General features: G+C 31.7%; 8 protein-coding genes. 1 reads left to right on the plus strand and 7 read right to left on the minus strand.

Annotated features, from left to right (window positions below):
- The first annotated feature begins 52 nt into the window (after positions 1–52).
- Complete coding sequence (locus OTK55_RS02555; RefSeq protein WP_274870410.1) at positions 53–5,851, plus strand: beta strand repeat-containing protein; 5,799 nt, start codon at positions 53–55, stop codon at positions 5,849–5,851.
- A 174-nt stretch (positions 5,852–6,025) separates the two neighbouring features.
- On the opposite strand, the gene OTK55_RS02560 is transcribed toward OTK55_RS02555, so the two are convergent.
- From OTK55_RS02560 to dnaK, 7 genes are all read right to left on the minus strand, one after another.
- Complete coding sequence (locus tag OTK55_RS02560) at positions 6,026–6,658, minus strand: MBL fold metallo-hydrolase (RefSeq protein WP_274870411.1); 633 nt, start codon at positions 6,656–6,658, stop codon at positions 6,026–6,028.
- Between the two features lie 40 nt (positions 6,659–6,698).
- Entirely contained in the window at positions 6,699–7,310 is a 612-nt protein-coding gene (locus OTK55_RS02565) for a GNAT family N-acetyltransferase (RefSeq protein WP_274870412.1), read from the minus strand.
- A 67-nt stretch (positions 7,311–7,377) separates the two neighbouring features.
- The gene (gene frhD / locus OTK55_RS02570) at positions 7,378–7,845 is read right to left on the minus strand and encodes a coenzyme F420-reducing hydrogenase, FrhD protein (protein WP_274870413.1); all 468 of its coding nucleotides are present in this window, start codon (positions 7,843–7,845) and stop codon (positions 7,378–7,380) included.
- 99 nt (positions 7,846–7,944) lie between these two features.
- Positions 7,945–8,343: a hypothetical protein gene (locus OTK55_RS02575; protein ID WP_274870414.1), complete on the minus strand. Its 399-nt coding sequence runs from the start codon at positions 8,341–8,343 to the stop codon at positions 7,945–7,947.
- Positions 8,344–8,489: 146 nt separating this feature from the next.
- Complete coding sequence (dnaJ, locus tag OTK55_RS02580) at positions 8,490–9,635, minus strand: molecular chaperone DnaJ (protein ID WP_274870415.1); 1,146 nt, start codon at positions 9,633–9,635, stop codon at positions 8,490–8,492.
- A 384-nt stretch (positions 9,636–10,019) separates the two neighbouring features.
- Entirely contained in the window at positions 10,020–10,451 is a 432-nt protein-coding gene (locus OTK55_RS02585; RefSeq protein WP_274870416.1) for a DnaJ domain-containing protein, read from the minus strand.
- 170 nt (positions 10,452–10,621) lie between these two features.
- Complete coding sequence (gene dnaK, locus OTK55_RS02590; protein ID WP_274870417.1) at positions 10,622–12,493, minus strand: molecular chaperone DnaK; 1,872 nt, start codon at positions 12,491–12,493, stop codon at positions 10,622–10,624.
- Between the last annotated feature and the right edge of the window lie 57 nt (positions 12,494–12,550).

The following is a 12,550-nucleotide window of genomic DNA, read 5'->3' on the forward strand; positions in this document are numbered from 1 at the left end:
TTCACACCTCATGGAAAATATGTATATTCAACAAAGTAATAGGATGGAAAAAATGTTTAATAATAAGACAAAATTTTTTCTTATATGTTCCTTATTATTAATAACACTAGTTGGAATATCAGCAATATCAGCTGCTGATACAGATAATACAACAAGTGATACATCACAAAGCAGTATAAGTGATACATCACCTGTATTATCCGACCAGCCAGCAACAATTAATAATGTTGATCATAATAAGATAAAAGAAAAACAATCTGTTCAAACAACACAGAAATCAGTGAAAAAAACCCATAAATCACTGAAACAGGAGGGTACATCTGGAAATTTCGCTGAACTAAATAGCACAGTGAATACAGCAACTGAAGATGTAACCTTAGCTAAAGATTATCAGAAAAATAATGATGAACAGCCTGTAATAATAGATAAAACCGTTACAATTGATGGTAAAGGTCATACTATAACCTCAAATAATGGTTCATTTACTATTACAAAAGGTAATACAGTTACATTTAAAAACATAATTTTCACAGGTAATTTATATAAAAACTCTGTTATAACTGCTGAAGGTAATGTAACCTTTGATAATGTAACATTTATTAATAATACTGTCTCAGGTTATGTTGGAGCTGCATTAGAAACTTCTTCAGATACAGTTATTATTATGAAAAATGTAACCGGAATAAAAAACGATGGAGTATATGGTTCATTTAACTTTGGAAGATCACAGGTCACAGTTATTGACTCATCATTCTATAATAGTAGTACTAATAACGGAGTACTTACATCCAGTAATCGTCAAGTTAGTATAACTGTAATTAACTCAACCTTCGAAAACAATATCGCTGTAAATTATGGTGGTGGAATTAATTCAAGAGGAAAAATCTACATATATACTTCTACATTCATAAACAATACATCAAACTCCAAAGGTGGAGCTGTAGCAGGAAGAGGATCCTATCTAGAAATACAAAACTCTAAATTCATTTCAAACAGAGTTACTGGAACCGGTTCTTCAAAACAAGGTGGAGCAATATATATAGATTGTGACGCATTACTAGCAAATAATACTATGTCAAAAAACACTGCATACAATGGTTCAGCAATCTTCCAAAGATCAAGTGATTTATCAAGTGTAAATGTTACTGTTAATAATATTACTGTAGTTGAAGGAGCAAACTTTGATTTGACTGTTTTCGTAACAGATGACATGAATAACTCAATCTCAGGTTGCGATGTAACTATAACATTTGACAATACAAACTACACCGTGGATGTAGTGGAGGGAATTGCCACACTTCCAGTTACTAATGATCTTAATGCAGGAAATTATACTGTAACAGCAGTATATAATAATGCAGTAATAGAAAATCAAACAGTTGTTCCTGGTGTAGTAACAATAATTGAATCACCAGAATTAAGATATAAAACTGTACAGAACCAAATAAATAATATTACAGCTGGTTCAACCATAACATTACCCGACAATATAAAAAGAAGACAAGCAGAAGATAACATAACAGTTAATAAAACCGTTACAATAGATGGAAATGGAAATAAAATAAACGCAAATCAAGGCCATATATTCATTGTAAATAACGGTGCAACATTAACTCTTAAAAATATGATTATCTATAATGCAAATGGCATAGAAGGCGCTATAGCAAATATAACAAAGGGTAAATTAATTCTTGAAAATGTAACAATAGCTAATAACACTGTAAAAAATAGTGGATTAAATACAGCAGGAAATCTTATACTACTAGCTGAGGATTCTACTTTAACTATAAATAACAGTGCAATTTACAATAACACTGCAGCTATCATAAAAGCAGATGGAAATACTACTATAAATAATACAAGAATATACAATAACACCGTACCTAATGATAGTAACAGTCAGGGATGGATAAACTTAGGTGGAAAATTATCCATATACAATTCAGTAATCAGTAATAATACTGGAAGATTAGCTGGTATTTATGGATTAACACAGAAATATCCTATGATTGTAGATAATTCAAGCTTCATTAACAATAAAGCAACAATAGGTAATGGTGGAGCAATACAAACACATGAAGATACTACTATAACTAACAGTACATTCATAGGAAACAAAGTAACTAATACTATAGGAAGAGATGGTGGAGCCATAATGAATTATGGTGGATTTTTAACCATTATACAATCAACATTCATAAACAACACCGCAACAGGTGAAGGATCTATAGTTGATAATTATTATGGTGGCGGATTTAATATAACCAATTCAGTATTAATACCATCAGGAACACGGTCTGCATTATACAATGAAGATGAAACAGGAAGCGCAGTTACAGCTAACAATAACTGGTGGGGAACAAACACAAAACCTACAAGCTACATAAAATCAGGCCAATATTATGATGATTACGAAGAGGATTATTTAGACTGCAACCCAATTGTAGTAAATAATTGGGTAATAATGAATTCAACAATAACCCCTGATTCAAACATAAGCTACCTTAACAATATAACAATAAAAACAGTATTTAACAAGGTAACTGATGCAACAGGAGCGATATCAACACTTGAAGGTGGATTACCAGAAGGATTAACTGTAACATACACCTCTGACAGAGATGAATTCTCTTCACCAACAACCACAGTTGAAAATCTAGAAACAACAAACAACTACACATTATACCAAAGCACATACCTAATCAAGGTTACACAGGCAAATCAGACAATTACCTTAACAGGTAATGTAACAATGCCAGAACCTAAAAAAATAATACTCACGGATGATACATACGACCAATACTTTGACAGCGAAGGAAAACTAATACTAAGCATGGTACCACCAAACTCTGAATTACAATTCTCAGGAACATTCAAAAACAGAAACATGACAATAAGTCTTCCAATAAACATGACAACAGCAACCGACCAGGCAATACTTAATAATTGTACAATCACATTAACCTCAGAAGGACAGCACACAAACATAACAAACATAATAATGAATAACAGCAATTATTCCACAGAATTAATCTACATTGACAACACAACAGATATATTAATCAAAAACTGTACACTCACACAATTTAACAATAACGGCGGAACAACCGCAATAAACCTAACAAACGCAAACAACATAAAAATCATATCAAACAATATAAACGTGACAGGACCATCTGATAACATATACTATGATGATAACTACGTAGGCCACACTATAACAACATCAATAACAGGATACAACTCATCCAACAACACTATAGAAAATAACATAATAGTAACAAATGTTACTGGTGAATCTGAATCCTTTGGAACAATAACAGGAATTTCATTCATAGGAGACCCAATGAACTTCGACGAAGACATAGAAAGTAACTATAACACTATTAACAATAACACAATAATAACAGTTTCTAAAGCATATGGATACGGTGTATCCTTCAATGGTAAAGTAAACAATAACAATATAACCAACAACATAATAAGAACAACTAGTGACCAGTACGCAAACGGTGTTCAACTAACAGGACCAGCATCATACAACACAATATCAAACAATGATATAAATGTACAAGCTGATGATGTAACATATGGATTATATATTTCAACTAACACCATGGGTGCAGTCACATACAACACAATCACATACAACAACATAACAGGTAACTCAAGCTCCGTATATCTCATGGAAATTTGGAGCATAAATTATAACAACATATCCTATAACAAACTTAGCGGAAGCAACAACTACGTATTAGGTATAGGAGGATATCGTTCCCGTTATAACAATATAACATATAACAATATCACAGTTACAGGTGACATGAAAAATAGTCCTGTAGAAAATGATAATATACAAGTAGAAAACTCAGGAATTAAATTAATAGGCAGTTCAAACAGTAACACTATTCAATTTAACAATATAAATGTTACAACTCCTGATAACAGTACAAACACTATAAACTTAACCGGAAGTTATTCTAACACTGTAACAAACAACACATTATACTCAACATTAAACATAGGTTCAGGTTCTGTATTAACCGAAAGTTACAACACAGTAGAAAACAACACCCCTTCAAATGAAGTTACATTAACATCTGAAAATGTTAAAACAACAGCATTAAAACCAGGAGTTATAGTAGTAACAGTGACAGATTCACTTGGAAATCCAGTGAACATAGGTACTGTAACCTTCACAATGGGAAACGAAACTGTAACAGCAGATGTTGTAAATAGTACAGCAAAAGCAAACTTTACAAATGCTATTGGTACATACACAGTAAATATAAAATATAATGGTAACACTGTCTTCAATGAAAATGAAACTAATGTAACATTAACCATTGAAAAAGTAGATACAACAGTTGATTTAACTGGAAACTTATCATTATATCAAAATAATACAATAACTGTAACACTAAAAGATGCTGATGGTAACTCAATTAACTCTGGCAGAGTATTTGTTACAATAGGCGATGTTACACGTGTAGTAACCATTACTGATGGTGTAGGAACATTCACATATCAACCTACAAGCATGGATGACATTACATTCACAACAGTATATGAAGGAAATGAAATATACAACAACGCATCAAACACAAACACAATTAGTGTAACAGATGACAGATATTCCTCAAACATTAAATTAAATTACAATAACTATGTAATGCTTGTAAACAATAACTTAAATATCAATGGAGTATTCAAAGTAAATAATGCTAAGACTAATATTAATGGATTAGTTGTAACAGTTGATGGTGAATCCATTAGTTTAATAAACATTAAAAACAATGGCAAATTCACATATGTTTACACTCCAACCACTCCAGGTACACATACCATAATGATTAGTTACGCTGGAAATGAAACATGCAAACCATCAAACGCAACATTAACCATTAAAACAATGGCATTAGTAACAATAAACAGCAACATACCAAGAACAGTGATAATTAATAATACCACCGACTTAACAGCAAATATCACAGATGAACAAGGAAATCCTATAACTGGAACAATCACAATGAAAGTAAATAATAGAGTTATTAACTCATTAAGTGATGTTTCATCCATTAATACAAAATATGTATTTGACACATTAGGTGATAAAGTAATAACAATCACATACACTGATCCTAATGGAATATATGCTGATAATACTAAAATGGTAGTTCTCACAGTCGAACCAATACCTGTAACAATGAAGACAACACCAATAAATGGAGTTGTTAGAGAAGAATTACCAGTTACAGTTACAGTAGTTGATGCAGAAGATAATAATGTCAATGACGGAATAGTTAAATTTGTCACAGACAATGGCACAGTACTAGGCTATGCACAGGTAGATAAAGGATTAGCAACAGTAAAAATTACACCAGATGCATCCTTGAATACTAAAGTAGAAGCAAAATACCTTGGAACAGACACATATAACATAGCAAAAGCAACAACAACATTAGTAGTAAGTAACGAAAAAACAACTACCACAACCACATCTAACACAACAAAAACATTAAAAACAACACAGGATAACAAGAAAACTGCAACAGTTACAGTAAACAAAGTTAGTGTTAAAGCTGGCCAAAAAACAAAATTCACAGCACTCATAAAATCAAATGATGGAAAAACTGTTAACAGCGGAAATGTAGTATTTAAAATAAATGGTGTAACCCTAAAAGATAATGCAGGAAAAGTAATATCTGCAAAAGTAGTTAATGGTAAAGCAACTGTTAACTATAAAATCCCAGCTTCTATAAAAGCAAGGAATTATGTACTTACCTGTATCTATAATGAAAACTTCTATGGAAAAACATCAGATAATGCTACATTAACTGTTAAAAAATAGATAATATTATGTTTTGTAGTTGGAAACATTTGATTTCCACTACACTACTTATTTTTTTAATGAATTTCCCTTTTTTTAATAATAAAAATTTATATTCTTGTTTTAATTAATTTAGATTTTAAAAAATAGAAAATATTAGGGTGGTGATGTATAATTTATTTTAGTTATTATTATTTACAGTCTTGAAGCTAGCATTACTGCTAAAGATATTTGTTCTGTTACTGCAGATATTGCATATGGTCCGTGTCCTGGGAATATCTGTACTGCATCAAGGTCTGCTATTTTTAGTATTGATTCTCTCATCTGTGCTCTATCACCTGTTGGAAGGTCTGTTCTTCCAAAGTTTCCGCCTGAGAATAATGTATCTCCACTTATTAAGCTTTTTCCATTAAATAAGGATATTCCACCACGTGTATGTCCTGGTGTGTGTAGTACTTCATAGTCTCCTAGTTTATCTTTCTCATTTAATGGTTTCATATCTAAATCTGGTACTTCCATGTCAAATGATGTTGCTACTGTTGCATTTTCATCTTTTTCTTCTACTGTCTGTATATCTAAGGGATGCATGTATATATCATATCCATAGTTATCCTGGAAGTACTTGTCAGCTCCCATATGATCAAAGTGACAATGAGTATTTACTATTTTATTTATATCATCCATTGACTTTCCTGCTTCTTTTATGGATTCAATTACATAATCAGTGTATTGTCCAGACCCTGGGTCTATCATCATGTCATCAATTATATAACAGTTTGAATCTCTTTCTTTTCCTAGTATTATTATTATATCATCTACTTTTTCCATCATATATCCCTTCAAAAATATTTTTTTATTAAAATAAACGCTAGTCTAATTTACATTTTAAACCATAACATCCATAAGTTTTTCCGAATATTCTATGATAATTTTTACTACTTTTCTTAAATCCTAGCTTTGCATAGAAATCAAGTAGGTATGGCTTAGTATACTCTACATCAAGTAGTATTTGTTTACAGTTTGATTGTCTTGCTAGTTGTTTACATTTTTCAACTAGTTTACTTCCGTTTCCATTTTTCCTGTACTCTGGATTTACATATAGATTTCCAAGATAGTAGTCATTATCCCGTATATGTGATGCAAATAGCCTACTATTAACTGAATATTGTAATATCAAAGGTAAACTAGTACATGATGTATCACGCATTGCCTTTATTGTTTGTTCTACAGATATATCTGAACCTCTAAATGATACAGCTACTCCTTCAATAATATCAGGATTTTCATCATATATTACGGTGATATAGTCTCGGTGATATGGGTTTGAATAATTACTTGTTATTAACCTTTCTATTCCTGTAATTGCTCTTATCTTATCATTGAAGAATAGTGGATTAAATAGAAATGTGTCTGTTGAGTAAATCCATGCAGCTATTGTTTCTATATCGTCATTTTCATTTAATTTTCTAAAGTTTGTCATGGTAATCGCTCTCACATTGACTTAAAAAAAAGAATAAGTAGTTTTAGTAATTATAGATAGTAGTAATTTATAATTTTACTTGCTCATATACTATGTCAATTGCTTTTGGTATTGCATCTTTTACACTATCAGATAATCCTACTTCTACAAATGGTGATGATACTTTTTCTGGTTGACATGCTATGATTACAATCTCTACTTCATCTAAATCATCTAAAGGATCTGCTACTGATAATGAATGTGGATCCTGATATTTTCCTTCAGGTACATCATCTTTTGATAGAATTTTTACATCCCCTGGTTTTCCACCAAAGTCTGATATATCTAATATGATAATTTTTTTCCACATAGGATTTGGTAGAGAGAATACATAGTATGGCGCACTTGTTCCCCCATCTATAGTAATTACATTATCTGGTAATGGTCTTTCATCTAAATGTTCTTCTAATTCTTTTATTGCTGTAGGTCCAAATCCATCGTCCTTGAATAGAACGTTTCCACATCCTACAACTAATACTTCTGCATCGTATGTCAAATTAATTTTCTCCAGTAATAATTTTATTTATTTTATTTTATCTTTTTGTTATATTATTTATATCTATACTCTTTATTATTTGATAGTTTGTATTAAATACTAATACATGATATCAGGTACATAACAAGTTATCCTCTTTCTTTCTTCTTCTTTATTTAACGGTTCATTAAGTAACCTGTTATACCAGGACAATTCAATTTTATTAGTAACCGAATTCATATAAAATGCATATCCCTCATTTTCATCCTTCATGAATAATATCCATCTATCTGTACCATGCATAGTTTTATATATTTTAGTATAAAACCTATGTCTATCCTCATCACAACTAAAATACATGTAAACACCATGTACCACTTTTGAGGTCATAGGCTCTAAATCTCCTACATCACTCACATAATGCTCTAATAAATTCATAACCTGCAGAAAAGATAAATGAGAATAAAACTTGTTATTTATAGAAATATCTAATAAAACATCATCTTCCTTAATTATCATATCCAATCAATCCCCACGGATAATTTATAGATATTAATGTATTATATAAGAAAATGCAATTAAATATAATGCTTAAAAAAAATAGAATTTATAAAAAAAAATTTTAGGAAAAGAAAAAGTGTGGAGGTTAATAAATTAATACATGTTTAATTATTTAATGTTTCTCTAACCTTATCAAAGAATCCTTGTTTAACGTGAGATATCTCCTCACCACTCACATCAGCAAAGTCTTTGAGAATATCTTTCTGTTTATCAGATAATTTCTTAGGAACTACAACATGAACTTTAACGTAGAGATTACCTTTACCAGACCAGTTAATATCCTTTATACCTTCACCTTTAATTTTAAAGGTGCTTTCGCTCTGAGTTCCTGCTGGTATTTTAAGTGAAACTTCACCATCAATTGTTGGAACATCTACTTTGTCACCAAGACATGCTTGAACATAACTTATTGGTAACTCATAGTAAAGGTTGCGGCCATCACGTTTGAATAAGTCGTGTTTTTTAACTTTGATGGTTACATATAAATCTCCTGATGGAGCTCCTTTTATACCATCGTCACCTTCACCTGCAACGCGTAGTCTTGTACCGGTTTCTACTCCTGCAGGGATGTTGATTGATAGTTTATTAGTAGTTTGTTTAAGTCCTGTACCATGACATTCAGTACATGGATGTTCTATTATCTGACCTTCACCCTTACACTGTGGACATGGGGATACTGTTGCAAACTGTCCTAGAGGTGTATTTTGAACCTGTCTTACTTGTCCGGTACCATTACAATTAGAACAAGTATTTACTGATGAACCTGGCTCAGCACGTGATCCATTACATTTAGGACATGTCTTTTTATGAGTAACATTTATATCCTTAGATACTCCTGTTGCTACTTCTTCAAGTGTTAATTCAACAGTTTGTCCTATATCAGCACCTCTGCCGGACTGTGTATTTGATCCGCCGCCGAATCCGAATAAATCAAAAATACTTCCGAATCCACCATTAGACCCTCCGAAACCACTGAATATATCTTCAAAGTTTATGTTGTTGAATATATCTTCCTGTGTGAATCCATCCATTCCAGCATGACCATATTTATCATATCTAGCTCTTTTTTCATCATCAGATAAAACACCATAAGCCTCACTTAGCTCTTTAAATTTATCCTCTGCACCTTCCTCTTTGTTAACATCAGGATGGTATTTCATTGCTAATTTACGGTACGCTTTTTTAATAGTTTTTTTATCTGCATTACGGTCTACACCTAATACATCATAGTAATCTCTCTTTTCTGCCATGAATATACACCTCTCTTTTCCTTTTCTTTGTAATGAATAATTATTTAATGATAATTATGTTTTTGAGTTTATTATATAAAAAAAATAGTATGGGAATTATGATTAATACTCATATGCCCATACCTACAATTATTATTTCCCTTTTCCTACTTCCGATTATGGGGAAATGTATTTTTAGTTATTTTTTTCCATAACTTTCCAATTTTCCCTTATCACATGTTTTTATAGCTATTTAATTTATATGAATGTGGAAAAGTTATGTACTAATACATTAAATTGGAGTTTACTTTACCACTTGGGATATATTTATATTTTATATACTGATTTGTATTCTCTAATGAATCCAAAACATTATTTATTCTAAACTATACTAATACAATACTTCTAGAATGGTCCTCTGTGTCTACGGCCATGTCTATTTCTGAAAGATCGTAATGGATGATTTTTCATTCTTGATAGCTTGTTTTTCCTACGTGCTCCTAGTCCAACATCTATAAGATTAGATACTAAATTATAATTCCTTTCTAAATCAGCTATGTATTTCACACCATTAAATATAGTATCAGGATGGATTCTTCTAGTTGCATTTTGGAATTTGATGACTCTATGATAATAATCATACTCTCTTCTTTTTGTAGAATCAGATAATACTGAATAAGCCTCGGTTATTTGCTTAAAATATTCCTCTGATTTTTTTGATGAGTTTATGTCTGGATGGTATTGTTTAGCTAGTTTACGATATGCTTTTTTAATAGTTTTTTCATCTGCATTAGGTTTTACTCCTAATATCCTGTAATAATCCTTTCCATAATCCATAACTACACCTTATTTGATTGATTGTTTTCTTCACTTTTAGTTATATAATCTATTTAATGATTATTATATAAAAAAGGATTATGTTAAGAAATTAGTAATACTAATTCCTAATGCATATCATGTCTGTTCGCCTTTTTAATAGGATGATTTACGATTTATTATTAACTTGTCTATTTTTTCTCGAAGTCAGCATCGATTGTGTCATCGTCGTTATTGGATTGTGATGCGTTAGCATTCTGTCCTTGTGCTTGTTGTTGTGCTTGTTGCTGTGCTGCTTGCTCTTGAGCTGCTTGTTGATAAATTTCTGCTCCTACTTCTTGAATAGTTTTTTCAAGTACATCTGATTTTTCTTTGATTAAATCAATGTCATCTTTTTCAATTGCATCTTTAAGGTCTTTTTGTTGATCTTCAATTGTTTTCTTCTTGTCATCAGATAGTTGATCTTTAAGTTCTTCTAATGTTTTATCAGATGTGTATACTAATGAATCAGCATTGTTTCTGATTTCAATTTCTTCTTGACGTTTTTTATCCTCTTCAGCGTGTGCTTCTGCATCTTTGATTTTTTGTTCAATTTCTTCATCAGATAATTTATTTGAAGAGGTGATTGTTATTTTTTGTTCTTTTCCTGTACCTTTATCCTGTGCAGATACATTGATTATACCGTTTGCATCTATATCAAATGTTACTTCAATTTGAGGTGTTCCTCTTGGTGCTGCTGGTATACCTACTAATTGGAATCTTCCTAGTGTAGTGTTATCGTTTGCCATTGGTCTTTCACCTTGTACAACGTGGATATCTACACTTGTCTGGTTATCAGCTGCTGTTGTGAAGATTTGGCTCTTCTTGGTAGGAATTGTGGTGTTACGGTCGATGAGTTTTGTTGCTACTCCACCCATTGTTTCAATACCTAATGATAATGGTGTTACATCAAGTAATACTAAATCATCAATTTCACCTGCAAGTACTCCACCTTGAACTGCTGCTCCAGATGCTACACATTCCATTGGGTCAATTCCTCTTTCTACTTTTCTACCTATGTAGTTTTCAACGTATTTCTGGATACATGGCATTCTTGTTGGTCCACCTACAAGAATAATTTTATCGATTTCATTTGTATTCATTTTTGCATCGCTGATTGCTTGTTTGATTGGAGCTCCACATTTTTCTACAATTGGGTCTACAATTTCTTCAAGTTTTGCTCTTGATAAAGTCATGTTTAAGTGTAATGGACCAGCCTGTGTTGCTGTAATGAAAGGTAAGTTGATGTCTGTTGTAAGTGTTGTGGATAATTCAATTTTTGCTTTTTCTGCTGCTTCTCTTAAACGTTGTGCTGCTTGGTCATCATTTAATAAATCTACACCGTTTTCTTTCTTGAATTCTTCTGCGATGTATTTCATGATTGCTGTATCCATATCTGTACCACCAAGGTTGGTGTCACCACTTGTGGATTTTACTTCGAAGATTCCTTCTCCGAATTCCATGATTGTTACATCAAGTGTACCTCCACCAAGGTCGAATACTAATATGTTAACATCGTCTTCATCGGTCTTATCTAATCCGTATGCTAAACTTGCTGCTGTAGGTTCATTTACTAATCTTAATACTTCAAGTCCTGCAATTTTACCTGCATCTTTGGTAGCTGTTCTCTGGTTATCATCAAAGTATGCTGGTACTGTAATTACTGCTTTTTTTACTGGTTCTCCTAAAAATGATTCTGCATCTTTTTTAATTTTTTGTAGAATTAATGCTGAGATATCTTGTGGTGTGTAATCTTTTCCTTTGATGTTTACAGTGTAATCTGATCCCATGTGTCTTTTAATTGCACTTATAGTGTTTTCTGGGTTTGTTACTGCTTGTCTTTTTGCTGGTTCTCCTACAAGTATTTCTCCATTATCTGTGAATGCTACATAACTTGGGAATGATTTACCATATTGTGTTGCTCCTTCTGCACTTGGTATGATTGTTGGTTTTCCACCTACTAGTGCAGCTGCTGCTGAGTTACTTGTTCCTAAGTCTATTCCTATTACTTTTTCTTCTGCCATGTTATCACCTTATTGCTTGTTTTATATTTTAATCGTGTTTTTTGAATAATTTAAATA

The organism is Candidatus Methanosphaera massiliense (assembly GCF_028890305.1).
Lineage (GTDB): Archaea > Methanobacteriota > Methanobacteria > Methanobacteriales > Methanobacteriaceae > Methanosphaera > Methanosphaera massiliense.

What these genes read in the sequence shown, in the direction of transcription:
- OTK55_RS02555 (WP_274870410.1), top strand. Translation starts at nt 53, where the DNA reads ATGTTTAATAATAAGACAAAATTTTTTCTTATATGTTCCTTATTATTA.
- OTK55_RS02560 (WP_274870411.1), bottom strand. Translation starts at nt 6,658, where the DNA reads ATGGAAAAAGTAGATGATATAATAATAATACTAGGAAAAGAAAGAGAT.
- OTK55_RS02565 (WP_274870412.1), bottom strand. Translation starts at nt 7,310, where the DNA reads ATGACAAACTTTAGAAAATTAAATGAAAATGACGATATAGAAACAATA.
- OTK55_RS02575 (WP_274870414.1), bottom strand. Translation starts at nt 8,343, where the DNA reads ATGATAATTAAGGAAGATGATGTTTTATTAGATATTTCTATAAATAAC.
- dnaJ (WP_274870415.1), bottom strand. Translation starts at nt 9,635, where the DNA reads ATGGCAGAAAAGAGAGATTACTATGATGTATTAGGTGTAGACCGTAAT.
- OTK55_RS02585 (WP_274870416.1), bottom strand. Translation starts at nt 10,451, where the DNA reads ATGGATTATGGAAAGGATTATTACAGGATATTAGGAGTAAAACCTAAT.
- dnaK (WP_274870417.1), bottom strand. Translation starts at nt 12,493, where the DNA reads ATGGCAGAAGAAAAAGTAATAGGAATAGACTTAGGAACAAGTAACTCA.